This is a genomic window from Methylobacterium sp. CM6246, assembly GCF_054818005.1.
The window spans coordinates 5,379,673-5,405,210 of sequence record NZ_JBTXKY010000001.1; the positions used below are offsets into that span (position 1 = coordinate 5,379,673).

At 69.1% G+C, this 25,538-nt stretch carries 26 protein-coding genes; 14 read left to right on the plus strand and 12 right to left on the minus strand.

The annotated features are described in order from the left end of the window. Nucleotides 1–46 precede the first annotated feature (46 nt). Both ACYQPG_RS25940 and ACYQPG_RS25945 read right to left on the minus strand, forming a co-directional pair. Nucleotides 47–517: a DUF2852 domain-containing protein gene (locus ACYQPG_RS25940; RefSeq protein WP_147937571.1), complete on the minus strand. Its 471-nt coding sequence runs from the start codon at nt 515–517 to the stop codon at nt 47–49. Nucleotides 518–574: 57 nt separating this feature from the next. Continuing rightward, nucleotides 575–1,225, minus strand: a complete 651-nt coding sequence (locus ACYQPG_RS25945) for a TetR/AcrR family transcriptional regulator (protein WP_147906836.1) — start codon at nt 1,223–1,225, stop codon at nt 575–577. Nucleotides 1,226–1,418: 193 nt separating this feature from the next. Between ACYQPG_RS25945 and ACYQPG_RS25950 the strand changes: the two genes are divergently transcribed. The 3 genes from ACYQPG_RS25950 to ACYQPG_RS25960 all read left to right on the plus strand — a co-directional run bounded on the left by ACYQPG_RS25950 (nt 1,419) and on the right by ACYQPG_RS25960 (nt 3,516). Then, complete coding sequence (locus ACYQPG_RS25950; RefSeq protein ID WP_419830590.1) at nt 1,419–1,715, plus strand: hypothetical protein; 297 nt, start codon at nt 1,419–1,421, stop codon at nt 1,713–1,715. Between the two features lie 120 nt (nt 1,716–1,835). Next, nucleotides 1,836–2,228 carry a thioredoxin family protein gene (locus ACYQPG_RS25955; RefSeq protein WP_461232005.1) on the plus strand — a complete coding sequence of 131 codons (393 nt, stop codon included), beginning with the start codon at nt 1,836–1,838 and terminating at the stop codon, nt 2,226–2,228. Nucleotides 2,229–2,340: 112 nt separating this feature from the next. After that, nucleotides 2,341–3,516 (plus strand): glycosyltransferase family 2 protein, encoded by a 1,176-nt coding sequence (locus ACYQPG_RS25960; protein ID WP_419830591.1) that lies wholly within the window; start codon nt 2,341–2,343, stop codon nt 3,514–3,516. Here the strand turns inward: ACYQPG_RS25960 and ACYQPG_RS25965 are convergent, their stop codons facing one another. The 4 genes from ACYQPG_RS25965 to ACYQPG_RS25980 form a co-directional block, all read right to left on the minus strand. Next, complete coding sequence (locus tag ACYQPG_RS25965) at nt 3,517–3,759, minus strand: helix-turn-helix domain-containing protein (RefSeq protein WP_419831088.1); 243 nt, start codon at nt 3,757–3,759, stop codon at nt 3,517–3,519. Then, nucleotides 3,651–4,472, minus strand: a complete 822-nt coding sequence (locus tag ACYQPG_RS25970; RefSeq protein ID WP_461232542.1) for a hypothetical protein — start codon at nt 4,470–4,472, stop codon at nt 3,651–3,653. The genes ACYQPG_RS25965 and ACYQPG_RS25970 overlap by 109 nt, the downstream gene beginning before the upstream one ends. A 216-nt stretch (nt 4,473–4,688) precedes the next feature. Next, entirely contained in the window at nt 4,689–5,645 is a 957-nt protein-coding gene (locus ACYQPG_RS25975; RefSeq protein WP_147906831.1) for a helix-turn-helix domain-containing protein, read from the minus strand. 550 nt (nt 5,646–6,195) lie between these two features. After that, entirely contained in the window at nt 6,196–6,972 is a 777-nt protein-coding gene (locus ACYQPG_RS25980) for a zinc-ribbon domain-containing protein (protein WP_461232006.1), read from the minus strand. 238 nt (nt 6,973–7,210) lie between these two features. Here ACYQPG_RS25980 and ftsE point away from each other — a divergent pair, with 238 nt between their 5' ends. From ftsE to ACYQPG_RS25995, 3 genes are all read left to right on the plus strand, one after another. Beyond that, the gene (ftsE, locus tag ACYQPG_RS25985; RefSeq protein ID WP_147906829.1) at nt 7,211–7,903 is read left to right on the plus strand and encodes a cell division ATP-binding protein FtsE; all 693 of its coding nucleotides are present in this window, start codon (nt 7,211–7,213) and stop codon (nt 7,901–7,903) included. Further along, nucleotides 7,900–8,868, plus strand: coding sequence for a cell division protein FtsX (locus ACYQPG_RS25990; RefSeq protein ID WP_147906828.1), 969 nt, complete (start codon nt 7,900–7,902; stop codon nt 8,866–8,868). Before ftsE ends, ACYQPG_RS25990 begins: the two co-directional genes overlap by 4 nt. 152 nt (nt 8,869–9,020) lie before the next feature. Beyond that, complete coding sequence (locus tag ACYQPG_RS25995) at nt 9,021–9,803, plus strand: YdcF family protein (protein WP_419830594.1); 783 nt, start codon at nt 9,021–9,023, stop codon at nt 9,801–9,803. A gap of 225 nt (nt 9,804–10,028) precedes the next feature. Here the strand turns inward: ACYQPG_RS25995 and ACYQPG_RS26000 are convergent, their stop codons facing one another. The 3 genes from ACYQPG_RS26000 to ACYQPG_RS26010 form a co-directional block, all read right to left on the minus strand. Continuing rightward, the gene (locus ACYQPG_RS26000; protein ID WP_147906826.1) at nt 10,029–10,355 is read right to left on the minus strand and encodes a hypothetical protein; all 327 of its coding nucleotides are present in this window, start codon (nt 10,353–10,355) and stop codon (nt 10,029–10,031) included. Then, the gene (ptsN, locus tag ACYQPG_RS26005; protein ID WP_147906825.1) at nt 10,355–10,822 is read right to left on the minus strand and encodes a PTS IIA-like nitrogen regulatory protein PtsN; all 468 of its coding nucleotides are present in this window, start codon (nt 10,820–10,822) and stop codon (nt 10,355–10,357) included. The genes ACYQPG_RS26000 and ptsN overlap by 1 nt, the downstream gene beginning before the upstream one ends. A 134-nt stretch (nt 10,823–10,956) precedes the next feature. Continuing rightward, nucleotides 10,957–11,553 (minus strand): ribosome hibernation promotion factor, encoded by a 597-nt coding sequence (locus ACYQPG_RS26010; protein ID WP_147853104.1) that lies wholly within the window; start codon nt 11,551–11,553, stop codon nt 10,957–10,959. A gap of 158 nt (nt 11,554–11,711) precedes the next feature. On the opposite strand from ACYQPG_RS26010, the gene ACYQPG_RS26015 reads away from it, so the two are divergent. The 7 genes from ACYQPG_RS26015 (at nt 11,712) to ACYQPG_RS26045 (ending at nt 18,509) form a co-directional block, all read left to right on the plus strand. Further along, a complete protein-coding gene (locus ACYQPG_RS26015; protein WP_419830595.1) occupies nt 11,712–13,289 on the plus strand; it encodes a glucan biosynthesis protein in 1,578 nt (525 codons plus the stop codon). A 38-nt stretch (nt 13,290–13,327) separates the two neighbouring features. Next, the gene (gene mdoH, locus ACYQPG_RS26020) at nt 13,328–15,511 is read left to right on the plus strand and encodes a glucans biosynthesis glucosyltransferase MdoH (protein ID WP_461232007.1); all 2,184 of its coding nucleotides are present in this window, start codon (nt 13,328–13,330) and stop codon (nt 15,509–15,511) included. 193 nt (nt 15,512–15,704) lie between these two features. Next, nucleotides 15,705–15,926, plus strand: a complete 222-nt coding sequence (locus tag ACYQPG_RS26025) for a DUF6894 family protein (protein WP_147906822.1) — start codon at nt 15,705–15,707, stop codon at nt 15,924–15,926. A gap of 42 nt (nt 15,927–15,968) precedes the next feature. Further along, nucleotides 15,969–16,883, plus strand: a complete 915-nt coding sequence (locus ACYQPG_RS26030) for a LysR family transcriptional regulator (protein WP_419830597.1) — start codon at nt 15,969–15,971, stop codon at nt 16,881–16,883. Between the two features lie 120 nt (nt 16,884–17,003). Further along, nucleotides 17,004–17,750 carry an SDR family NAD(P)-dependent oxidoreductase gene (locus ACYQPG_RS26035; RefSeq protein WP_419830598.1) on the plus strand — a complete coding sequence of 249 codons (747 nt, stop codon included), beginning with the start codon at nt 17,004–17,006 and terminating at the stop codon, nt 17,748–17,750. 33 nt (nt 17,751–17,783) lie between these two features. Further along, entirely contained in the window at nt 17,784–18,182 is a 399-nt protein-coding gene (locus ACYQPG_RS26040) for a (R)-mandelonitrile lyase (protein WP_147906819.1), read from the plus strand. A gap of 168 nt (nt 18,183–18,350) precedes the next feature. Then, nucleotides 18,351–18,509, plus strand: coding sequence for a hypothetical protein (locus ACYQPG_RS26045; protein WP_187193372.1), 159 nt, complete (start codon nt 18,351–18,353; stop codon nt 18,507–18,509). A gap of 11 nt (nt 18,510–18,520) precedes the next feature. Here ACYQPG_RS26045 and ACYQPG_RS26050 read toward each other — a convergent pair whose 3' ends face one another. Continuing rightward, the gene (locus tag ACYQPG_RS26050) at nt 18,521–18,721 is read right to left on the minus strand and encodes a hypothetical protein (RefSeq protein ID WP_419830599.1); all 201 of its coding nucleotides are present in this window, start codon (nt 18,719–18,721) and stop codon (nt 18,521–18,523) included. 395 nt (nt 18,722–19,116) lie between these two features. Here ACYQPG_RS26050 and ACYQPG_RS26055 point away from each other — a divergent pair, with 395 nt between their 5' ends. Continuing rightward, a complete protein-coding gene (locus ACYQPG_RS26055) occupies nt 19,117–21,432 on the plus strand; it encodes a Tex family protein (protein ID WP_419830600.1) in 2,316 nt (771 codons plus the stop codon). A 91-nt stretch (nt 21,433–21,523) separates the two neighbouring features. On the opposite strand, the gene ACYQPG_RS26060 is transcribed toward ACYQPG_RS26055, so the two are convergent. Next, nucleotides 21,524–22,717 carry a flagellin N-terminal helical domain-containing protein gene (locus ACYQPG_RS26060; protein WP_147906816.1) on the minus strand — a complete coding sequence of 398 codons (1,194 nt, stop codon included), beginning with the start codon at nt 22,715–22,717 and terminating at the stop codon, nt 21,524–21,526. Nucleotides 22,718–23,377: 660 nt separating this feature from the next. Continuing rightward, complete coding sequence (locus tag ACYQPG_RS26065) at nt 23,378–25,465, minus strand: tetratricopeptide repeat protein (protein WP_461232008.1); 2,088 nt, start codon at nt 25,463–25,465, stop codon at nt 23,378–23,380. Between the last annotated feature and the right edge of the window lie 73 nt (nt 25,466–25,538).

A 25,538-nucleotide genomic window follows, 5' to 3' on the forward strand; every position in this document is an offset into this window, starting at 1 on the left:
TGAACGGGGCCCGGCTATCCCGCCGGGCCCCGCCTCTGCCATGTCTTCAGGCGGTGTAGGAGCGGTCCTGGCCGCCCTCGCCGCGGCGCTTGGCCATGAAGGCGTCGAACTGCTCGCGATCCTTGGCCCGCTTCAGCTCCTCGACGAAGTCGGTGAAGGCGCGGCTCTCGTCTTCCAGAGCCTTCCGCTGCGCTTCGAGCCGATCGAGCTCGGCCCGGCGGTAAGCGTCGAACGCCGCATTGCCGGTGCCGCCGCGGTTGGCGGCCTCGAAGGCCCGGGCGAAGCGCGAGGCCGAGCGCCCGCTGCCCTCAAAACCGGCGACACCCCGGCGTGCGGCGTCGCGCAGTTCCGAGAAGGCCGGGTAGCCGGCGATCTTCCAGGCAACGAGGGCGAGGCCGACCGGCCACCAATAGATGAACCCGACGACGATCGCGCCGATTTCGAGAGACCGGCGGGGGAATGGGCCGGAGCGGCAGAGCTTGCCGGTCGCCCAGGGGGAAGAGGATTGCGTGGTCACGGCTTGGCTCCGCTGCTCATGTGAACGGAGTTAACATGCGGGTGCCGGGGCACGCTTTCAAGACCGGGCGCGTTCACCCGGCTGCGCAACACCATGGACCAGCGCCAGCACGCCGGCGCGCAGAAGCTCGTACTTGTCCGGAAAGCCCGGCCCCCGCGGCAGATGCCCGGCAGCCGACAGGGTCGCGATGCCGTGTGCCAGCGCCCAGACCTCGAGGGCGATGAACCGGGGCGCGACGCCCCCGAACCCATCCGCGAAGGTCGCCTGCAGCGCCTCGACCAGCAGGTCGAACGGGGACGGGCGTCCAGGCGCACCCGCCTCCGTGTCGGACGGCTCGGCGACGGTGCCGCGGGTCTCGAAGATCGCCGCGTAATAAGCCGGCTCCTCTTCGGCGAAGGCGAGGTAGGCTTCGCCCATCCGGGTGAAGCGCTCGAGGGGCGTACCCCGGGAGGTCAGCGCCCGTGCCAGGCGGGCCGCGAGTTCCGCGAAGCCGCGCCCGGCCAGCTCTTCGAGCAGCGCATCGCGGCCGCGGAAGTGCCGATAGAGGGCGGCCGGCGTCACCCCGACCAGGCGAGCGGCATCGACCAACGCGAATCCGCCGATCCCGCGCTCGGCGATGAACCGGCGCGCGGCCTCGATCAGGGCCTCCTTGAGGTTCCCGTGGTGATAGCTTCGCCGGTCACCCGGTCCGTCTCGCCAGGGTCGCAAGTTTTCATGTCCTCTGCGCGCGCGCAGGCATTACGGTCGAGCACGACGTTTGTTTCGGTCACGAACGGGGGTCGACTGCTTGACCCGTCCTAAAAGGCGCAACACGATCGGATCGACATCGGTCGAATCGCGTCGCACCCTCTAAACGACGGGCATAGCACCGCCGCCTTCGCCACAGGGAAAACCATTCGGCATGGCTTTCGTGAGTCTGAAAGCGTGGCGCACGCGCTCGGCGGAGCGTGCCGGGATCGCGGCGCGTCTGAAGCAGGAGCTGATCGTTGCGCTCGGCATGAGCGAGGCCGACGCGCTTGCGGTGAACGAGATCGCCTGCGCAGATCCCGGCTGCCCGGACATGGAGACCATCGTGCTTGTGATGCGGGCCGGTGCCCCCACGCGGGCATTGCGGATCCGGCGGCCGATGGACGCCGTGGACGTGCAGGACATCGCGGATCTGATCGAACAGGACCGGCTCGGCGACGCCTCTCGATGATGTGACGGGGCGGCGGCGCCGGATCCCACCTTCGGCGCCGCGTTCCGGACCCCATCGTGTAACGACACCGGGGAGGACGCCGAAAGACCATCAAGGCCCTGGCGCCGGAGGAAATGCATCATGAAGAGCCGACGCGCCGCGCTTGCGCTCGCCTGTCTCGCCCTCGCGGCTAGCCTGTCGCCGGCTCTTGCCGGTGAGGCGATGCCGTTCTCAGCCGCGTCGTTCGAGGCGGCGCAGAAGAGCGGCAAGCCGATCCTGATCGAAGTCAGCGCCCCCTGGTGCCCGATCTGCAAGACGCAGAAACCGATCCTGGCCAAGCTCGCCTCGGAGCCGCGCTTCAAGGATCTCCAGATCTTCGATATCGATTTCGACAGTCAGAGGGACCTGCTGCGGCGTCTCAATGTGCGGATGCAGAGCACGCTGATCGCCTACAAGGGCGAGACCGAGATGGGCCGCTCGGTGGGCGAGACCCAGCCGGAGTGGATCGAGGGCCTGCTGGAAAAGACGCTCTGACGGATCGATCCCGCCAGAGCTGCCCCTTCCGGTTTCGTTCAGGCAGCGTCGGGCATAGCCGGGCGGCCCGCGTCCGGTCCCGTCCGTGCGGGCGCAGACGGAGACCGACCCGGTGACGCGCACCACCAAGCCAGCCGATGCTACGCCCACCGCGATCATCGCGATCCCGGTGCGCAACGAGGTCGAGCGGATCGAGGCCTGTCTCCAGGCCATCGACGCGCAGGTCGGGCTCGCCCCAGGAAGCCTCGGGCTCGTCCTGTTCCTGAACAACTGCACCGACGGCACCGACGCCCTCGTCGCACGGCTGGCGCCGGCCCTATCGATCCCGGTGCGGGTCGCGAGCGAGGAGTTCTCCGGCGCGCATGCCGGCTGGGCGCGGCGCAAGGCAATGGATCTCGCCGCCGCCTGGCTCGGGGATGCGGGGAATATGGGGATAATCCTGTCAACCGATGCGGATAGCCGCGTTCCGCCGAACTGGGTCGTCCGCAATCGCGCCGCCATCGAGGCCGGCGCCGACGCGGTCGCCGGCCGGGTCGAACTCGACGCGGCGGAAGCCGCGCTCCTGCCGCCGTCCCTCCCTGCCCGCGGGCACCTCGAGGACATCTACGATGCCCTGATCACCGAGGCCGAAGCGCGGATCGATCCGGACCCGAACGACCCGTGGCCCTGCCACCGGACCGCGATCGGCGCGACCCTGGCGGTGACCCGGACGGCCTACCGTGCGGTCGGGGGCATGCCGGAGATCCCGCTCGGCGAGGACGGCGCGTTCATCGCCCGGCTGATCGAACACGGCCTGCGGGTCCGGCACGCCACCGATGTCTGCGTGACGATCTCGGCGCGGCTCACCGGCCGGGCTCCCGGGGGCGTAGCCGACACGATCCGCTCCCGCTGCGAGGAGCCGGACGCGCTCTGTGACGCCCGGATGGAGATTTTTTCGCGGGTGGTGCGGCGTCATCTCTGGCGGCGGCGGTTCCGGCGTTTGCACGGCACCGGCAGCCTGCGGAGGAGTCTCGCTTGGGCGCAGGCCATCGGAATCGACCCGGCGGAGGCCGGCCGGATCGCTGCGCTCCCCCTCGGTCAGGCCATCGCGGAGGCCGAGCGCGCCAGCCCGCGTCTGGCGTATCGGCCGATCGGTCCCCGTCAGCTGCCGGGCCAGATCCGGCTCGCGCGGGTCGGCATCGTCGGGATCCGCCTGGCGCAGCGCCTCGCACACCGGGTGCGATCGGTTGCCGGCGAGGCGGCGGCGCCTGGGCGGCCAGCCGCTGATCCGCGCGCTACGCGGATCTGATCATCCGTTCCCTTGGGCGAGGAGATCCCGGGGCGACAGACCGAAGCGCTGCCGGAAGGCCCGGCTGAACGCAGCCGCGTCGGTGAAGCCGCAACTCGCCATGATCGATGCGATCCGGGCGCCCGCCGACCGCATCATGACGATGCGGTCATGGGCGCGGTCCAGCCGCGCGTCGCGGATCGTCGCCGCGATCCCCTCCCCGCCCGAAAAGGCGGCGTAGAGGCGGCTTCGGGAAATCTGCAGGGATGCGGCCAGCGGCAGCGGGCCGAACCCTGGCTCGTGCATGCAGCGCTGGATGTGGGCGAGGGCAGGGAGCGTACCGCGTCGACGGACAATTCCCTGTCCTCCGTCGGCCGCCGGCCTTGGACGATGCCGCGGAGGATGTGGAGGGCGCCGTCGATCGCGATATCGGCCTGGGCTTCCGACATGGCGGAGACCGAAGTCGCGAAGGCGTCGAGATGCGCGCTCAGCAGCCCGCGCAGCGGCGTGGCGCTCAGCTTCGTGCCGATGAGATCCTGCGGGTTTCCGATCTGCGCCGCAAAGATGGCGCGGGGCACCGAGAGGCGGATCTCATCGTAGCCGATGCTGCTGCCGGCAGTGCCGGGCTTGCCCGTGGCGTGGAAGGCCACGTCGCCGGCGCCCAGGAGCGCGTCGTTGCTGCCCTGCTCGATGAAGCCCCGCCCGCCCGCTACCAGCATGATTGCGATGTCGTCGTGTCCGTCGCGGCCGATATGACGCGCGGTGCGATCCACGCCCACCGGTGCGCTGACGGTGCGCAGCAGCGTCCCCCGCGCGGAGGGCGCGACCATGCGGCTGGCCGAGAAGGGAACGTCCGGATCGAACGGCGTGATGGTCGCGGCACTGAGCACCGCGTCCCGCCAGTACGCGAACGCATGCCTCGGCCCGACGGCATCCGTCGTCTGAAAGAAGATGGGGACCTTCGCCTCGACACTCACGGTGCCCTCGCCTCGCAACGCCCGAACCCGTCCAAAGCCAGCCGCGTGACGCGCGCCCGGCGGCAAGCCTACGCGGCGGTCCGCTATCAGCCCCGCCGACGCAGGAGGCGGCACGTCGTGCCACCTCAAGCCACGCTTCGGTTATGAGCCGGGCCGTTGCCCGCCACGGTGCTCGCCCGCACCCTCGCGGTCAGCGTCACGGCGGCCCGGACCCGGTCAGACGACAGTCTGGGCCAGGAGGTCCCGCGGCGAGAAGCCGAAGCGTTGTCGAAAGGCGCGGCTGAAGGCGGCCGGGTCGGTGAAGCCGCAGGTCGCCATGATCGACGAGACCCGGACCCCGGCCCTGCGCATCAGGATGATCCGGTCGTGGGCCCGGTCGAGCCGCGCGTCGCGGATTGTCGCTGCGATCCCCTCCCCCCCTGAGAAGGCCGCGTAGAGGCGGCTGCGGGAGATGCGAAGGTCGGCCGCCAGAGCATCCGGGCCGAACGTCGGATCATGCAGGCGGTGTTCGATCCGCGCCAGCGCCAGGGACCGGAGGGCGTTCGCCGACAATTCGTTGTCCGCCCGGGCATTCTGGCCGTTGATGACACCCCGGAGCAGGTGGAGCGCACCTTCGACCGCGATCCCGGTCTCCGCATCCGACATCGCTTCCACCGACCCCGCGAACGCGCGCAGATAGGCCGCGAAGAGTTCGTTCAGCGGGCCGGCGGCGAACTTCCTCGCTGCGAAGTCGTCGACGTTGCCGATATGCGCCAAGAAGGTCGCGCGCGGCACGGCGAGACGGATTTCCTCGTAGTCGGACAGACTCCCGCCGCCGCCCGGCCGTCCCCAGGTCTGGAAGGTGATGTCGCCGGCATTCAGCAGCGCGCCGTTGTTGCCTTGTTCGATGTAGCCGCGGCCGCGAATGACCAGCATGATGCCCATCTCGTCCCGACCGTCGCTGCGGACGTGGTGCGGCTTGCGCTCCAGGCTGAAGGGTTGGCTGATCGTCCGGAAGATCGATCCGTGCCGGGATGCCGCGATCATGCGCGAGGCCGCGAACGGGACCTCCGGGTCGAGTCGCTCCAGGTCGGTGCCAGCCATGACGGTGCTGCGCCAATAGTCGAACGCCTGTTTCGGCTCGACGGCATCCGTCGTTCCAAAGAAGATCGGGACGGTTTTCTTGGCAACCACGGCGGACCCGCCCCACAACCTTAAATTCGAGTATTGGCGATCGCTCGCCGTGCGTCTGCTGACCTAGAGTTTCAGATCCGTTCTCAAGAGGCAATAGGCGAGCAAAATCGTCACTGCGCCGCAGATCACGGCGGAAGGAAACCCTTTCCGGACCTGAAACTCCTTGTCGCGTCAGTTAAAAGTAGACGCAAAACCCTCGACGATTTCCGAAAATCGCCGACCGTTACAGGTCACCGTTGCCGCCCAAATCTCATCACATGGCATCCCTCGTGCGCGTCGCCCGGACGACGAGATCAAGAACAGTGGTCCCTGGCCGCCGCCCGATCCTGTCCGTCGACGCGGCATCGGAGATCGATCTAGCGCCGCCGCAGGCTGTGCGATGTGCGGATCGATCCCGGCTGACGACCGAGAAAGCCATGCGGATGGATTTGACCTGCCGTCCTGCCGAGACCGCAGGTCAATTGCCGCATAGAGAATTCCACGCCGGCATCCCGACGCGCGATGTCGATCGATCCCACTTCCGGCCGACCGGAGCCGGCTTCGATTCGCTTCAGTGGCCGCCGGGCGGAGTTTGGGCGTCATCGCGTGCGGTCTCGGCATCGGCGAAGCGCAGGACCACGGCCCGGCCCGATGCGGGCGGGCTCGTCAGGGTGCCGCGGAACCGCCCGGTCTCGGCCATCCCGAGCACGGCCCGCGGCGGCGCGACCGGGAAGGATCGGATCACGCGTCCGGCGGCGTCGCGGATCTCGGCGCTCAGCGCCGCCACCGGTACGTCGGTCCGGGCGACTCCGACGAGGTCACCCTCGATCACAAGTTCCGCCGGACGGCCATCCTCGGCCGGATTCCTGAAGGCCACGACATCCCGGATCTCGATGCCGCGGAGGTTCACCGGCAAGCCGACCCGGGCGAACAGGGCGGCGGCCTGCGGGACCGCCCGGACCACGCTGGCACGGGCAAGGCAGATCAGAGGCACGGCCGCCAGCAAGGTCAGCCCGACGGCGAGGGATGGCGACAGGCCCTGAACGCTGCGCCAGCCCTTGGCGCGGTCGGCTCGCGGCGATGCGCGCCGGCGGGCTCGTGGTGGCTCAGGCACGTCGGTGGCCGCCCGGACCGTGGCGGAGGCTTCTTGCCAGGCTGCGTCGGCGACCGGATCGGGCTCCGCCTCAGCCCGCTCGGCCAACTCGGCCTCGTGACCGGCCAGTACGTCGGCGGGGGTGATGAACCAGGTTTCGCGGCAGGCGGCGCAGCGGACCGAGCGGCCCTCCATGCCGACCTTGCCGGCATCGAGCCGGTATTCGCTGGCGCAGCTCGGGCAGACGATCAGCATACGCGGGCCATTCGCTCAGGGCGCTCGCCTCCGGTCCGGCGGGCAGGTACCGTTCGGGATCGCATCCCCCGTCCGATCGTCCAGGTTGGAGCCGGACGGCAAAATCAGTTGAGAAAGCGTGGCCGAAGAGGGTTAAGCGTCAGTGAAAGCTGACCGGCCTTGAAAACGCCCGCCCATCCGGCGATTTCGGCACCTTGGATCGGCGAAACCCGGCACGGCTTTGAACGTACAGGCGAGCATGAAGAGCCTGCTGCCCGGCGCGGAGCGGCCGGTGGTGCAGTTCGAGAACGTCGGCATGCGCTACGGCCTCGGGCCGGAGGTGCTGTCGGACGTGAGTTTCCGGATCGCGCCGCGTTCGTTCCAGTTCCTCACCGGGCCGTCGGGCGCCGGCAAGACGACGCTGCTGCGCCTGATCCTGCTGTCGGTGCGCCCGACCCGCGGCCTCGTCTCGATCTTCGGCGAGGAGGTCAGCGGCATCTCCGCGAAGGCGCTTACCGGACTGCGGCGGCGTATGGGGGTTGTGTTCCAGGATTTCCGCCTGCTCGATCACCTCACCACCTACGAGAACGTAGCGCTGCCGCTCCGCGTCCAGGGCCGGTCGGAGACCAGCTACCGCGCCGAGGTGGTGGAGTTGCTGCGCTGGGTCGGCCTCGGAGAGCGCATGCACGCCCTGCCGCCCCTCCTGTCGGGCGGGGAGAAGCAACGCGCGGCCATCGCCCGGGCACTGATCGCCCGGCCGGACCTGCTGCTCGCGGACGAACCCACCGGCAACGTCGATCCCGGGCTGGGGCGCCGCCTGCTGCGACTGTTCCTTGAATTGAACAAGCTCGGGACCTCGGTGATCATCGCGACCCACGATTTCGGCATCATGGACGCCGTCGACGCCCGCCGCATGGTGCTGGGCGAAGGCGGGCTGCGGATCGAGGAATGAGCGCCCCCGCGACGGCCCGGCCCAAACCAGCTTCCGCGTCCGGCCCGGCGGATCCGGTCCTGCCCACGGGCCTGCGCCGCAACGCCGCCCTGGTCCCCACCGACACCGCGGCCGGGCGGTCGCTTGCGGCCGTCATCGCGATCCTGACCTTCCTGGCGGGCCTCTGTGCGGGCGCCGCCGAAATCGTCGCCACCAATGCCGGGCAATGGCAGGGCGACGTCGCCCAGGAAGTCACGATCCAGGTACGGCCCGGCCCCGGCCGGGAAGTCGACGCCGACGTCGCCCGGGCCGAGACCATCGCCAAGTCCGAACCCGGGATTGCCGAAGCGCGGGTGTTCTCCAAGGCGGAGGCCGAGCGGCTTCTGGAACCCTGGCTCGGCAGCGGGCTCGATCTGTCGGACCTGCCTGTCCCGCGCCTGATCGCACTCAAGCTCGCCGACAACCGGAGCGCGGACCTGAAGCGCTTGCGTACCCGTCTGACCGAGGCGCTGCCCGGGGTGGCGAGCCTCGACGACCACGCGCTCTGGCTCCAACGGCTCTCGACGGCGGCCAACGCGTTCGTGGGCATAGGCATCGGGATGGTGGTGCTGGTGCTGGTCGCCACCGGTCTAGCCGTCACCTTCGCGACGCGGGGTGCCATGGCGGGCAACCGCGAGGTGGTGGAGGTGCTTCACTTCGTCGGCGCCGACGACGACTACATCGCCCGCGCGTTCCAGCGCCGGTTCTTCGGGCTGGGTCTACGCGGGGGTGCGATCGGTGCCGGCCTGGCGATCCTGGCCTTCGCGATCGCCGGACTGCTGGCCCGGGCGGCCCGGTCCGGCCCGGCCGGACAGGAGGTCGAAGCCCTATTCGGCGCCGTCCAGGTCGGGCTGCGCGGTTATGCCAGCGTGATCCTGATTGGCGTGATTGCCTCGCTGGTCACGGGGATCGTCTCGCGGATCACCGTCCGGCGCTTCCTGTCCTGACCGCGTAACAACATGGCCATGCAGGGGAAACAGGGGGTCGTGGCAAACCGTTAAGGGTTGGGAAAGGTTATCGCGGCGGTGTGGATGGGGTCGATCGGGCCGCCTCCGGGCCGCCGCATTCGGCGCCGATCCTCCGGAGGATGACCACGCGGATGCAACGCGCACCGGCCCCCTACCCGACCGACGCCCTCGGCTGGGCCTGGAACGAGCGGGTTCTCCCGCGCCGCGGTCCCGCACCGGAGCGGTCGCATCCCCGGCACCGGCTGACCGTCTGGGTTTGCGGACTTGCCGCCTGCGCCGGCAGCCTGGCCCTCTTCGTCGGCTTCCTGGTCTTCGTCAGCACGCTGGCCCGGCACGAGCGGAGCCCGGCCGATCGGGCCGACGGGATCGTTGCGTTAACCGGTGGGGCGCAGCGGATCGGCGACGCAATCGATTTGCTGGCCGGCGGCTACGGGCGACGCCTTCTCATCACCGGCGTCAACGAGCGCACCAGCCGCGACGAGATCACCCGGCTGAACCCGACCCAGCGCGCCCTGATCGCCTGCTGCGTCGATCTCGACTACAGGGCCCGCAACACCATCGGCAATGCTATTGAGACCCGTCGCTGGATGCGGGCGCACCGCTTCAACACCGTCGCGGTAGTGACCTCGAACTACCACATGCCGCGCACACTCATCGAGCTCGACCACGCGCTACAGGACAGCGACCGCGTCCTGCCGCATCCGGTCGTAACCGAGGGTCTTGATGCCGACCGCTGGTGGCGGAGCCCGCCCACGGCCAGGCTCCTCGCCTCCGAATACGTGAAGTTCCTGGCGAGCTGGGTCCGCACCCGCTTCGAGGACGATCCGGAGCGCTCCCGGGCGGCGATCCTGATCGGCCGCGGCAAACCGGTGAAGATGGTGGCCGAGCCGCTGATGATGCGCGGACTCGATTGAGATTTTCGGATGACGATCCGTCGTCCGATCTACCGAGCCGGCCGTGTCCTAGCGCGGCCCCGCAGGCGAGCCCCCGAATCGGGAGCCGCCGACAGGGCAAGACCTGGATTTATTGTGACCAAGGATCCGTGGCTCCGCTGCGCGGACCCGGACTGACAGGGTCGATGGTCGAGCGAGAGTAGAAGCGGCGACGATAAACCGGGCGCTTAATCGCGAGGCCAGACCTCAATGCGCGCCGCAGCGCGCTTTGATCGCCGCCGAGAACTCTCGGTCCGAGCCTTGCACCTGGGCGAGGCTCCGGGCACGCTCGGAACCCGAGAGGCAGCGTCCGTAAACGCTCGCGACCCGGCGCATCGTGTCGACGTGGCGGCGCCAGATGCGGCAGTTCTTGGCATCGTCGCCATCCGCCTGTTCGAGTTGCTCCAGGGCCTGACGCTGCATCGACTGGGCCACCAAGACATCCCGGCCGCAGGTGGCTTCACCCTGCGCCTGCGCGACGCTGGGCAGCACCCCGAGGATCACCAGGATCGCGGCGACACGGAACATCGGCATCAGGCGGCCTGCGGCGCCGTCGAGCGGGTGAGCAAAGCATAGAGCGCGCTGGCATCGCGGGCGGCGCGGATATGGTTGAGCATGCCGGGCTCGCGAAGAACCCGGGCGACCTGGGCCAGCGCCTTCAGGTGATCGGCACCCGCGCCTTCGGGGGCGAGCAGCAGGAACGCGATGTCCACCGGCTGTCCGTCCAGGGCCTCGAAATCCACCGGGCGGTCGAACCGGGCGAACAGGCCGAACAACCGGTCGAGCCCCGGCAGCTTGCCATGCGGTATCGCCACGCCGTCGCCGATTCCGGTCGAGCCGAGGCGCTCGCGCTGGAGCAGCGTATCGAACACAGGTCGCTCGTCGAGCGCCGGCAGCCGGCGCACGGCTTGCGCCGCGAGCTCCTGAAGCACCTGCTTCTTGGCCCGCGCGCGCAGCGACTGCACGACCGATTCGGGGTCGAGGAATTCCAGAATTGGCATCGATCGACCGTTGCCCCGTCACCCATCCACGTCGGAACGGGCCTCGTCGCAGAGGCGTATCGGATGACGCCCCTGACTATCAATGGGCCGGAGAACGGGCCGGTTCCGGCTCCGTTCCTCCCGGTCCACACGCGTCAGTCGACGGCGCCCGGCGGGTCCACCCAGCCGATCGCACCATCGCTGCGCCGGTATACGACGTTGACGCGTCCGGTGCCAGCGTGGACGAACACAACCACTGGGGATCCCGTCATGTCGAGCGCGGTCACCGCCTCGCCGATGGTCCGACGCTGCAGGGTCTTGGTGCTCTCGGCCACGATCGGCGGGTGGGCATCGCCGTCCTCCGGCTCGTCCTCGTCCACCTCGTCCGGCGGGGCGAACACCGCGTAGGCGGCCTCGATCGCCGCGGGATCGTTGGGGCCGGTGGCGTGCTGCTTCAACCGATGCTTGTAGCGGCGCAGGCGCGTCTCGAGCTTGTCGGCGGTCTGCTCGAAGCTCGACCGCGCGTCGTGGGCGACGCCGACCGCCTCGATGGTCAGCCCCGACACGAGGTGCAGGACGCAATCCGTGCGGTAGGCCGTTCCGTCGCGCCGGAGCGTGACGTGGCCGGTGCAGGAATCGCTCATGTGCGAGTCGAGATACTTCGTCAAAGTCGCGGACATCCGCTCATCGACACGGCCGCGCAGACTCTCTCCGAGATCCACGCCGTGGCCTGTGACCCGCAACGATCCCATGCTTCCTCCCCCGTGCGATTCAGTCCCAAGAATTAGAGAGCCGGCTTGCTCTAAGTCAACGGACTCGCGCCCGTTCCGTCGGGGTCGCGGCTTAACCCTGGGTTCAGCCGGCCTCCCGGTATACAGGCACCGTTCCGACACCTGAGATGCAGGCCCGCATGACCACCGCCGACGGATTCGCCGCCGCCCCCACCCGCCGTGCCCTGTTGGCCGGAGCCGTGGGTATCGCCGCGGGATCCCTGCCGGCGATCGCGCGCGCGGCCGAGCCGGCCGGCGCCAACCCGGCGACGACCCTGCCGGGCGCCGGCGCGCCGTTCGAGGCCGGGACCCTCGCCGACATCGCCCGGGCCCGGGCCTCCGCGCCCTACGCGGCGCCGAAGACCGACGACGTGCCGGCGGTGCTGAAGGGGTTGTCCCGGGACGCCTACGAGGCGATCCACCCGGTGCCCGGCCGCGCGGTCTGGGCCGGCCGGGACTTCGGCTACGAGATCGAGCCGCTGCTGCGCGGGTCGATCTTCGACACGCCGGTGTCCCTCTTCGTCGTCGAGAACGGGCTGGTGCAGCCGATCGCCTACGACAGGGACAGCCTGATCGCCGCCCACATCGCCCTGCCGGAGCTGAACGCCGACACCGCCTTCTCGGGGTTCCGCCTGCGCGCCCGCTTCGGCGACGGGACCGAGTTGTCGAACTTCGCGCTGTTCCAGGGCGCCTCGTTCTTCCGCTTGGTGGCCGAGGGCCAGGATTTCGGCATCAACGCCCGGGCGCTCGCCCTGCGACCGGCCGATTCCCGCGGCGAGGAATTCCCGCTGTTCCGCGCCCTGTTCATCGAGGTACCAGAGCCCGGGCGGCCGATCGTCGTCCACGCGCTGGTCGAGTCGGAATCGGCCGCCGCCGCGTTCAAGCTCACGTTGACGCCGGGCCGCGAGGCCTCCGTGGCCGGGATCGACGGCACCATGTTCGCCCGGGCCGAGCTCGACCATATCGGCCTCGGCGGCATGCAGGGCAGCTACCTGTTCGGGCCGCTCGACCGGCAGAAGGTCGACGACCTGCGCGCCGCCGCCTTCTCGGTGGAGGGGCTGGCGATCCGCAACGGCTACGGCGAGCCGATCTGGCGCCCGGTGCACAATCCCGAGGCGCTGCAGGTCTCGGCCTTCCTGGACCGGGGGCCGAAGGGTTTCGGCCTGATGCAGCGCGCCCGCTCGTACGACGACTTCGAGGACGACCGCCGGCGCTGGGATCGGCGCCCGTCCCTGTGGATCGAGCCGCAGGACGATTGGAGCGAGGGGGCCGTGACGCTTCTCGAAATCCCGAGCGATTCCGAGCTCAACGAGAACGTGTTCGCCTACTGGCGCCCGAAGGCAAAGCTCGCCAAGGGCGGCGAGATGCGCTTCCTCTGCCGCCAGCACTGGTCCAGGGGATGGCCCGATCCGCTACCCCCCGAACTCGCCCGGGTGAAGGATAGCCGGTGCGGCCACGGCAGCACCGGCAACCGGCGCCTGTTCGCGGTCGATTTCGAGGGTGACGGGCTGACCCGGCCCGAGGAGATCGAGGTGGCGCTCAGCGCCTCCGCCGGGACGATCACCCGGCAGGACCGGTTCTCCTATCCCGAGCGCCGGACCCTGCGGGTGCTGTTCGAGCTCGATCCCGGCAGCGAGCGGGCGAGCGAATTGCGTCTCGGACTCCGGCGCGGCCAGGAGCGGGCCAGCGAGACCTGGCTGTTCCGCTGGACGTCGTAATTTTTCGTCGCCCATCATCCCGAGGATCACACCCGACCGTGCGCCTGGACGAGACCACCACGTTGACGCCGCCCGCATCCAGCCCGGATGCCGGGACCGCGCGCCCCGACAAGATTGTTGCGATGCCGCCCGAGGCGCCCCTGGCGATGCCGGTGCAGGACCTCTCCAGCTGGGACCGCGCGGCCGGCCACCGGCCGACGCGGCCGCAGAAAAGCCCGTGGGCGGCCCGGCTATTCGTGTTCGGCGGCGCGCTGGCGCTGACCGGTTTCGGCGGATGGCAGATGGTCGAGACCGTGTCGGTTTCGGGCAGCCCGACCGCCCTGCAGCTCGTCCTGGTCGTGCTGTTCTGCCTGACCTTCTCGTGGATCGCGCTGGCCTTCACCAACGGGCTGCTCGGCTTCGCGACGCTCCTGCGCCAGCCGCGTCCGGCCCCGGTCCCGACTGCGCTGCACACCCGCACCGCCGTGCTGATGCCGGTCTACAACGAGGCCACGGCCCGAACCTTTGCCGGCGTCGAGGCCATGCGCGAAGCCGTGGAGGCCACTGGCCTGGGCGGCCATTTCGACTGGTTCGTGCTCTCCGATTCGACGCAAGCCGACGCCTGGATCGCCGAGGAGCGCGCCTTCCTCGACCTGCGCCACCGCCTCGGCCCGGATGCCCGGCTGTACTACCGGCATCGGCCGAAGAACCATCACCGCAAGGCCGGCAATATCGGCGACTTCGTCACCCGCTGGGGCGGCCACTACGACCACATGCTGGTTCTCGACGCCGACAGCCTGATGAGCGGTCCGGCCGTGGTGGCACTCGCGGCCGCCATGGAGGCCGACCCGGATTCGGGCATCGTCCAGACGCTGCCGCTGATCATCAACCGCAACACCCTGTTCGCCCGTCTCCAGCAATTCGCCGCCCGGATCTACGGGCCGGTGATCGCCGCCGGGCTGTCTGCTTGGTCGGGTCGCGACGGCAATTACTGGGGCCACAACGCGATCATCCGCACGCGGGCGTTCGCCCAGGCCTGCGGGCTGCCGGACCTGCCGGGCAAGCCGCCCTTCGGCGGCCACATCCTGTCCCACGACTTCGTCGAGGCCGCTCTGATCCGCCGCGCCGGCTGGGCGGTCTACATGCTGCCGCAACTGCCCGGCTCCTACGAGGAGAGCCCGCCTTCATTGATCGACGTGGCGGTCCGCGATCGCCGCTGGGCACAGGGCAACCTGCAGCATGCCCGGGTGATCGGGGCGGCCGGCCTGCACCCGGCCACGCGCCAGCACTTCGCCACCGGTATCGCCGGCTACCTCGCCTCCCCGCTCTGGCTGTGCCAGCTCGTGGTTGGTATCCTCCTAGTCCTGCAGACCGCCACGGAGCGGCCGGACTATTTCGGCGGCGCCGGGTTCTCGCCGGTCTTCCCGCGATTCGACCCCGTTCGCGCACTCCAGCTGTTCGGCTTGACCATGGCGGTCCTGCTGGCCCCGAAGCTCCTGGGCCTGATCGTGGCCCTCCTCGATGGGCCGGTGCGCCGGGCCTGCGGCGGCGCCGGCCGGCTGATCCTGTCGAGCCTGGTGGAGGTCCTGCTGTCGGCCCTGGTGGCGCCGGTGGCCATGGTAATCCAGTCCGGCTCGGTGATGGGCATCCTGCTCGGGCGCGACACCGGCTGGAACCCGCAGCGCCGTGACGACGGCTCGATCCCGATGCGCGACATCGTCGCCCGCCATCGCTGGCATACGGCGCTCGGCCTGGTCGCCGGCATCGCAGCCTTCGCGCTCGCGACCTCGCTGTTCCTCTGGATGAGCCCGACGATCCTGGGCTTGGTCTTGGCGATCCCGATCTCCTGGGCCAGCGGCCAGCTCGGCCTCGGGCTGGCACTCAAGAGCCGTCGTCTGCTCGCGACCCCCGAGGAGGCGACCCCGCCGGAGATCGCCGTCCGGGCCGGCATCCTGGCGGCCCGCAACGCCGCACAGGGCCTCGACGAGGCCGACGCGCTGAGCGCGCTCCACGCCGATCCGGTACTGGCCGAGGCCCATGCCCGCATGCTCCCCGTCGGGCTGTCACGGCCCCGAGGGGCCATCGACCCCGACCAGACCCTGGCCACCGCCAAGATCTGCGAGGCCGCAACCGTGGCGGAGGCTCGGGCCTGGCTGTCTCCGAAGGAACGCATGGCGCTGCTTCACGACCGCGCCCTCCTCGACCGTCTGGTACGTCTGGATCAGGCCAGCACCGGGGAGTGACCGATGGGGCTCTGGAAGGCGGATGCTTCGGGCTTATAGTCCTGAAGCACCCGCCCACAGATACCTATCGCCGCACAGGCGGCGACAACGCGCTGCGTTACTGGTAGCGTCGAGTATCGCCGGCTGACTGCACGAGCGCCGGTGGCTGAGAGACTCGTCTGGACTCCCGCTCGAACTGCACGGGGGTTTGCCGATGCCGCGCTACTACTTTCACTACCAGGATCACGTGACCAGCCTCGATGAGGACGGTCTGGAGCTTGCGGACCAGCACGCAGCTCGCGTCCAGGCGGTGGTCGCCGCCGCCGAAATGCTGAAGGATCTCGGCGGGACATTCTGGGACAGCCCGAATTGGCGGTTCTGGGTCACGGACGAGAGCGGTGCGGAGGTGTGCGCCCTGCGGATCGCGCCCGGCTAGAACCGTTCTCGAACGGTGGCCGCAGGCCTTCGGGACAAGACGATGCGGATCAATCGGACCGATCTCGCCGACCTTGGAACCTTCGTCGCCATCGCGCGCCACCGTAGCTTCAGACGGGCGGGCCTCGCGCTTGGCGTCAGCGCGTCTGCCTTGAGTCACGCACTCAAGGCGATGGAGGCACGCCTCGGCGTGCGCCTCGTCAACCGCACCAGCCGGAGCGTGACCCTGACCGCGGCTGGAGAGGATCTGCTCGCTTCGCTGGACGCACCGTTCGCGGCGATCGGAAGCGCCCTCGACGTGCTCAACCGGCACCGTGAGCCGACCGAGGCCACGGGGCGGATCCGCCTCAACGTGCTCGAACATGCGAGCACGCTCCTGCTTGCCCCGGTTCTACCCCTGTTCCACGCGCGTCATCCGCAGGTGGAGATCGACGTCCGGGTGTCCAACGAGCTGCTCGACGTCGTGGAGACCGGGGCCGATGCGGGCATCCGCTATGGCGGAACGGTGCCCCAGGACATGGTCGCGCAACGCCTGTCGGCCGATCTGCGCTGGGTGGTGGTCGGCGCTCCTGGCTATCTCGACCGGCACGGAACGCCCGATCATCCGTCCGACCTCTTGGCACACCGGTGCCTGCGCATTCGCCTCGGCGACGAGAGCCTCTACCGGTGGGAGTTCGAGAAGGGGTCCGAGGCGTTCGCGATCGACGTTCCGGGCGCGGTGACGATCGACAACACGCACTTCGCCCTCACGCTCGCGGTGGCAGGTGGTGGCCTCGCGTATCTTCCAGAGCCCTGCGTCGGACCCGCCGTGGCCCGAGGCGAGCTGCGGATCGTGCTGGCGGACTGGGTCCCGACGGGTGCGGGCTTCCACCTCTACTATCCCGGACGCCGCCAGCTCCCGACTGGATTGCGGCTCCTCTTGGACCTGATCCGCGCAGTGAAACCGCTCGGCCTGTAGAGGCCGCGCCGCCCGGCGATGAGTTCGACTCATCGTTCCGATGAGGAAGGGACGGCTGACCGGCGACCCGCGCGGGGTCTAGGTCAGGCACCTCATCGAGGTCAGCGGAAAGATCGAGACATGCGCCGTTTCACCGGAAAGGTCGCCTTCATCACGGGTGCTGCCAGCGGCATCGGCCGCGCCGCCGCGCTCGCCTTTGCGCAGGAAGGCGCGCGCGTCGCGATCACCGACCGCATGGAGGCTCCGCTGGAACAGGTTCGCGGCGCAATCGAAGCGGGCGGCGGCGAAGTGCTGGCGATCCGGTGCGACGTGTCAGTGCCGGAGGACGTGGAAAACGCGGTGGCCGGCACGGTCGAGCGGTTCGGCCGGCTCGACTGCGCCTTCAACAACGCGGGCGTCGAGAACACGGCCGCTCCGGTCCACCGGATCGACCTCGACGCGTGGGACCGGATCCTCGCCATCAACCTGCGCGGCACGTTCATGTGCATGAAGCAGGAGATCGCGCAGATGCTGCGCCAGGGCGGCGGCGTGGTGGTCAACACCGCGTCCGGCGCGGGCATCCGGGGCGTCGCGGGTGGGGCGAGCTACGCCGCGTCCAAGCATGCTTTGATCGGGCTGACCAAGTCCGCCGCCCTCGATTACGCGAAATCGAACATCCGGGTGAACGCCGTCCTGCCTGGGAACATCGAGACGCCGATGATGGACCGCTTCACCGGTGGCGATATCCAGAAGGCAATCGACCTCGAGCCGGTCGGGCGGCTCGGCAAGCCTGAGGAGATCGCGGAAGCCGTCCTGTGGATGTGCTCCGACCTCGGCGCGTTCGTGACCGGTGCGTCGATTTCCGTCGATGGCGGTTGGTCGCTCTGAGGAACGGTTTCGAGACGACGGAGGATCGATCGAATGGACATCAAGCGCAGCGGAAGCCAGCCTTCGGGCCCGGGACCCTCCGAGTGGTTCACCGGGACGGTACGGATCGACCCACTCCACAATGCGCCCGATCCCGCACGCGTCGCCATGGCGAGCGTGACCTTCGAGCCGGGTGCGCGGACCGCGTGGCACACGCACCCTCTCGGCCAGACGCTGATCGTGACTTTCGGGCGCGGTTGGGTCCAGCGCGAGGGCGGTCCCATCGCGGAGGTCGCGCCGGGCGACGTCGTCTGGTTCGAGCCCGGTGAGAGGCACTGGCACGGTGCCACGGCGACGACGGCGATGACCCATATCGCCATCCAGGAGCGGCTGGACGGTCAGGCCGTGACGTGGCTGGAACAGGTGAGCGACGACGCATTTCACGGCTCGTGACGCGGTAGCCCGCATCACGCGGAGGCACTTGCAGTGGAGCGCCCACTCCGACCCGCTCGCCGACGCAGGACCGCGCCCCACATCCGCGGCGGCACATTCGGAATGGCCCGCGTGAGGGCTGATTAACCATTCAGGACCAGGGTCGGCTCAGCCCAAACGGAGCTGTCCATGACCCTGGTGTTCGCGATCCTCCTGCTGCCCCTGGCCCTCGCCATCGTGCTGGCCCGGGGAGAGCCGGTGCGCACCATCAGCTGCCTCGGCGCCATGGGCGTCGGCTGCTTCATCGCCTGCTGGAGCGTGATGGGATTGCTGCGTCACCGCGCCTGACGCCCGGCGCGCTACAGGAAGCCGCCGGCCCGGGGAGCGCCGGCGAGATGTCGCCCGGCCCGGGCCACGAGCTGGGCGAACGCCATCGCGGCCGCCGTGGCCTGCGCCTGAGACGGGAAGTCCCGCCGCGACTCGGCCACGGGCTCCTCGGTCTCGTCCACGAGAACCCAGGTCCACTGCGTCCGGTCGGTGGCGCGAATCTCGAAGCGCACGGGCTGCTCGCCAGTCCAGAACAAGCGGACCCGATTCCGGCACCAATCGACGACGGGGTGATGACGGGTTGCGGCGGATCAATGGACGACCGGGTCAGCCTCATACCTCGGGTCATCCGCAGCGCCATCGGAGATGTTTTCGCAGCGACGGCGCTGGACATGTTTCGGGATACCGTAGAGCCGCGGCCACTCTGCCGTTCGATCGCAAGACCATCGTCGCAATCACGCGTCCCGAACTTGATCCCCCCCTTGGGCGCGGGCGTGCCCCGATGGCGGGGCACGCCCTTAAAGACCGTCAGAGCCGCGGCCGATGAAGGCGGGCGCCTGCCCGGCGCCTTGCATCCGACCGCGCGGCGGCTATGGCAGGGCCCCGCCCTTCGCCCGCCGGAGCCCGCATGACATCCGTGAACGCGCTGATCGCCCAGGAACTCGGGGTCGGGGAGGCGCAGGTCGCCGCAGCCGTGGCGCTCCTCGACGGCGGTGCGACGGTTCCGTTCATCGCACGCTACCGGAAGGAAAATACCGGGGGGCTCGACGACACGCAGTTGCGCAAGCTCGACGAGCGGCTGGTCTACCTGCGCGACCTCAACGACCGCCGGGCCGCCATCGTGGCGAGCGTGCGCGCCCAGGGGAAGCTGACCCCGGCGCTCGCCGCCGCCCTCGACGCTGCCGACACCAAGGCGCGCCTCGAAGACCTCTACCTGCCGTTCAAGCCGAAGCGCCGCTCCAAGGCGCAGACGGCCCGGGAGGCCGGGCTCGAGCCTCTGGCCCAGACCCTGCTGACCAAGCCCGACACCGCCCCCGAGCGCGCAGCTGCGGCGTTCGTGTCCGCCGAGACGGGCATCGCCGACACCGAAGCCGCCCTGGAGGGCGCCAGGGCGATCCTGATCGAGCACCTCGCGGAGGATGCCGATCTGGTCGGCCGCTTACGCGCGGATTTCTGGCGGAGCGGCCAGCTAACGTCGAAGATCCGCAAGGGTAAGGCCGCGGAAGGCGCGAAGTTCTCGGATTACTTCGAATGGAGCGAGCGCCTCGAGCGGATGCCTTCGCACAGGATCCTGGCGATCTTTCGCGGAGAACGTGAGGGCATCCTGGACGTCGCCCTCACCGCCGACGGTGAGGAATCTGAGCCCGGCCGCCCCGGCCCGTTCGAGACCGCGATCTGCAGCCGGCACCGCATCGCCGCGCGGGGCCGGCCGTCCGATGCCTGGCTGCTGGACGTCGTGCGGGTCGCCTGGCGCACCAAGATTCGCACCGGGATCAAGCAGGATCTGCGGACCCGACTGTTCGAGCGCGCCGAGGACGAGGCCGTGAAGGTCTTCGCCGGCAACCTGAAGGATCTGCTGCTCGCAGCCCCCGCGGGCGGCCGGGCGACGTTGGGGCTCGATCCGGGCTACCGGAACGGCGTGAAGGTCGCGGTCGCGGACCGGACCGGGCGGATTGTGGCGGTGGAGACCACCTATCCGCACGAGCCGCAGCGGCGCTGGAAGGAGGCGGTCGCGAGCCTCGGACGCCTCTGCCGCACGCACAAGGTCGAGTTGATCGCCATCGGCAACGGCACAGCTTCCCGGGAGACCGAGCGGCTCGCCTCCGAGATCGTGGCGGCCAATCCTGACCTGACGCTCGCCAAGGTCACGGTGTCGGAGGCCGGCGCCTCGGTCTACTCGGCCTCGGAGATCGCCTCACGGGAACTGCCCGACCTCGACGTGTCCCATCGCGGCGCCGCGTCGATCGCCCGCCGACTGCAGGATCCCCTCGCCGAACTGGTGAAGATCGACCCGAAATCGATCGGAGTCGGGCAGTACCAGCACGACATCAGCGAGACGAAGCTGTCACGGCAACTCTCGGCGGTGGTCGAGGACGCGGTGAACGCGGTGGGCGTCGATGTGAATACCGCCTCCCCGGCCCTGCTCGCGCAGGTCTCCGGCCTCGGTACGTCGATGGCCGACAGGATCGTGGCGCATCGCGACGCGAACGGCGCGTTCCGGACGCGCACGGCGCTCAAGGCAGTCCAGGGCCTCGGACCCAAGACGTTCGAGCTGGCTGCCGGCTTCCTGCGCATCCAGGGCGGAGACGATCCCCTCGATGCCTCGGGCGTCCACCCGGAATCCTACCCCGTGGTGCGGCGGATTTTGCAGGCGACCAAGAGCGACATCCGGGTGCTGCTGGGCAATGCCGCGACCCTGAGCCAGCTTTCCCCCGAAACCTTCGCGGATGCGCGCTTCGGCACCCCCACCGTGCGCGACATCATCAGCGAGCTGGAGAAGCCCGGCCGCGATCCGCGTCCGGCCTTCCGAACGGCGAGCTTCGAGGAGGGCGTCGAGAGCATCGGCGACCTCCGCCCCGGCATGCAGCTCGAAGGCGTCGTTACGAACGTCGCGGCCTTCGGCGCCTTCGTGGATATCGGCGTCCATCAGGACGGTCTCGTCCACATCTCCGCGATGGCGCGCCGTCGCATCGCCTCTCCTACCGAGGTGGTCCGGACCGGCGAGGTAGTCCGGGTGCTGGTGCTCAGCGTCGACGTTCCGCGCAAGCGCATCGCCCTGTCGATGCGGCTCGATGATCCGATCGAGCCCGGCCCGCCGGTGCGGCGTCCCAGCGATCCGTCGCCGGACCCGAAGCGGATGCGCTCCGGTCCGCCCGTGGAGACGGGCGGCGCCCTCGCGGACGCGCTCCGCCGGGCGGGGGCGACACCCGGCAAGCGAACCTGACGGCGCCCGCGTCCGGACAGAACCGGACGCGGTATAAACGGAAACGGCCGGGGCGAGGCCCCGGCCGTTCCGATCGTGCGTGAGACGAGGCTTACCGCAGGAGCTGCAGGATACCCTGCTGCGCCTGGTTCGCCAGCGACAGGGCCGAGATGCCCAGCGACTGACGGGTAGACAGGGCCTGCGAGTTCGCAGCCTCCTGGTTCAGATCAGCCGAGGTCAGGTTCGACGCGCCGGTATCGAGCACGTTGATCAGGTTCTTGCTGAAGTCCTGACGGTTCTGCACCACCGACAGGTTCGAACCGAAGGTCGAGGCGTCGGTACGCAGCTGGCTGGAGGCGGTCGTCAGCTTGCCCAGCGTCGTGTTGATGTCGGAATTGAGCAGGAAGTTGCCCTGCCCGATCGTCGACGTCTTCGCCGAGCTGCTGGTGATCGAGGTCAACCCCAGACCGCTCGATGTCTCGTCGGTCGCGCTGACCGTGAGGTTCGAGTTGCCCTTCGGGTTGAAGTTGATCGTCAGGTTGTTGTTGTCGCCCTTGCCGTTGATTAGGTTCGTGCCGTTGAAGCTCGAATCGCCGGCCAGCTGATCGATCTGGGTCAGCAGGCTGTTGTACTGCGAGGCGAGCGTCGCCCGGGCCGTCACACCCGACACGCTGAGGTCCGAGCTCTGGCCGGCTGCGGCGGTGGTGCCGTAGGTCGGGCCGGAGGACGCCGTGCCGCCCGAGAAGCCGAGTGCGGTCTGGTCGGCCGAGGTCTTGAATTCCACGTCCGAGGACGCGTTCATCACGATCTTGGTGCCGTCCGTGCTCTTCGAGAAGCTGCCGGCGCCGACCGCGGTGTTGAGCTTGGTCAGGGCCTGGTCGAGGGTGTCGGTCGAGGCCAGCGCGACGGTGGTCGCGGAGCCGTTGACGTAGAGGTTCAAGGTGGTGGCGGCGGCCGGGGCCGAGTAGGCGGTCGAGGCGGTACCGGTGGTGGTGATCTGGGTGGACAGCGCCTGGTTGGCGACCGACTTGGCCTGATCGACCAGCTTCTGGATCGAGGTGATGCCCTGGTTGGCGGCCTGGATCGACTGGATCCCGTTCGAGATACCGTCGAGCAGGTTGCCGAGGTCACCCGAGCGCTGGCTGAGGGACTGCGAAGTAAAGAAGCTCACCGGGTTGTCGAGCGCCGAGGAAACCTTCAGGCCGGTGGAGAGCCGGTTCTGGGTGGTCGCGGTCAGCGAGGCCGTATCCTGCAGCGAGAGCAGGTTCTGGCGGGTGGCGGCGGTGAGGGTGACGTTGGAAGACATCGGGACGATCCTTTTGATCGAGAAGCCGTCTTATTGGCGGCTCCTGCGATGTATCGTCCAACCGCTTGCCGAGCAATTAATTCGATCTCTGAAAAAATGTTTCCGTGCGGCATGGTTAAAAATATTGATCCGACACTGATCAAACGCACTGTTTTCGGACCAACAGGTCGAATAATTTGGCCTACAGAACCAAATATCGAAATCGTTACGGTGAAACGCACTTCTTTCTAGCAGTTATTTTCATAGTAGTATTTGTTTTCGCAAATCGATACGGCGCAGCCCAATTACGTCCTTGTTCTGGATACCATTCCCAGAGCATCGAAAATCCAAACGTCGGCTCCTGGTGCTCTGGGCGTCACGGTTGTGAGCCATTGCCGGCTCGTCCAAACAACCGGCAGTGCAAGGCCTGCGCTTCCAACAGTTCGATCTCCGAGCGCTCGCCGCTCAGGTGGATACCGGTTCGGCGTCAGCCAGCGCATCGAATCCAGGACTTGGAGCCGCGCGCGGAGGCACTCAGCCTCGCATAGGGGAACCGATCCATTGCGCCCATCGCAACAACGCAGGACGGGAGGGCGCCACGTCGCAGCGCAGCCATCACGCGGGGCCCGGAGACCCGGATCGTCAGCGGGCTATCGGCGAAGCCCGGTCCCGAGTGTACGATCAGACCTGCGCGCCGGAAAGCCAGCAGCGCCACATGCCCCGGAACGCCACCGCGACATCCTCGGCCAAGCTGGCGTGGTCCATGAGCGCGCTGCCGTGCAGACGCTCGCGAAGCCCGCTCCGGATCCCGCGAAGGCGCTCCGGATCCGTGGCCAGATCCCGGGCGATCGCGACGTAGGCGTCCTCGGTGTCGGCGATCAGATCGGGAAGGTCCATCGCCGTGAGCACCGAAACGCCCGTGCGTGCCGCCGCGTGTGCGCCACGCAGGGTCACGAACGGCACCCCCATCGATAGGGTGTCGTAGCTCGTCGTGCCGCCATTGTAAGGGTACGGATCCAGGGCGATATCCACCCGGTGGTAGAGTTCGTGGTAACCGGTGTTGACCCGAGGCTGGAAGACCACCCGATCGAGGGGCATCCCCGCCGCGGCGAGGCGCGTATCGACCGCCTCGCGGACTTCCGCGGTTCCGATATCGCCCACCACCATGAACAGACGCGCGTCAGGCACCGCCAGCAGGATGTCGGCCCAGGTCTTCAGGGCCGCGTCGCACACCTTGGTCAGGCGGTTGAAGCAGCCGAAGGTGATGTATCCCGCATCCTCGAAAGGCGCGCGCTCGCGGACTGGCGGCAGGTCGTCGACGCCCCTGTAGGTCGCCGTCACTCGCGGCAGGCGCCAGAGCCGCTCCGCGTGCAGGGGCTCGGCTAGGCCGGGCGGGTCCGTGATCGGGTCGGTCATGCGGTAGTCGATGGCCGCCAGCCCGGTGGTGCCGGGATGCCCGATCCAGGTCGCCTGAACCGGCGCGGGCTTGCGCGCGAACACGAGCAGACGGTTGCCGGCGCTGTGCCCGGAGAGATCGACCAGGATGTCGATGCCGTCGGCCTCGATCCGGTCGGCCGCAGCGTCGTCGTCCAGGCAGGCGAGGTTGGTCCAGACGTCGAACAGCGGCTTGAGTCGCTCGGAAATCGCGTCCTCGCTCGCGTGGGTCATGTAGGCCTGTATCGAGAAGGCCTCCCGGTCGACGGCGCGCAGGTAGGGCTCGAAGAAGCGGACCAGGGCGTGGTTGCAGAGATCGCCAGAGACGAAGCCGATGCGCAGCCGGCGCTCCGGGTCGCGATCGTTGGCGAAGGAGCGGCGGCGCAGCAACGGATCCGCGTAGCGGCGGCCATAGGCCAGCGCATCGTCGGCGTATTCCGTGTGCGGGATATCCGCCGCGTAGAGCTTCGCGAACAGGCGGTTGGAGGCGACGAACAGCTTGGACGGGTCGAGATCGAGGGCGCGGTCGAACGCCTCCACGGCCTCGCCCAGGCGCCCGAGGGCTAGCAGAGCACTGCCGCGGTTGCTGTGCGCGCCGGCATTCTCGGGCTCCAGCACGATCGCCCGCTCGGCATGCCGCAGGGCTTCGCCGTAGCGGAAGCGCCGCTGGTAGACGCCGGCGATGTTGGCATGCGCGATCGCGAGATCGGGATCGAGCTCGAGGGCCTTCTCGAGCGCCGAGATGGCGCCGTCATGGTCGCCGCGGTTGGTCAGCACGGAGCTGAGCCCGCTGAAGAACAGCGGGTTCTCCGGCTCGCGGTAGAGCGCGATGCTGATCAGGTCGTAGGCCAGCTCGGGCCGGTTCGTCCGGGCCGCCATGGCGCCGGCGAGATAGGTTGCGTGCGCGTGGCTGTCGTCGAGGAGCAGAACCAGGTCGAGCAGGGCCTCCGCCGGCAGGAACTCGCCGTGATCGTAGCGGATCTGCGCCGCCGCGAAGGTACGCTCCAGGAACGCCGCGATGAGCGGCTGCGCCTCGGGCCCGAAGCCTTGCGCCTTGTAGCGCTCCAGGATCGCGCGCGCATCGGGCTGCCGTTCGACGGCCAGCAGCGCGGTGGCGAGCGCCAGCCAGTAGCCCGGTCGCTCCGGGGCGCCCCGCAGCGCCGTGACGAAATGGGCCACAGCCTTCTCGGGCGTGCGGCTGGCGGCGATCTGGCCGAGTTCGTAATGCGCTTCGGGATGGTTCGGCTCGGCATCGAGCAAACGGCGCAGGCTCGACTCGGCCCGATCGAAGCGCCCTGACGCGCGATGGTCCCGAGCCTTCGTGAGGCTGCGCATGGCAGCCGCCCCCGACGCAGCACCGCGTGCCCGCCCGCCATACTGATCGAGCATTCCGCGCCCTCCCGTCGCG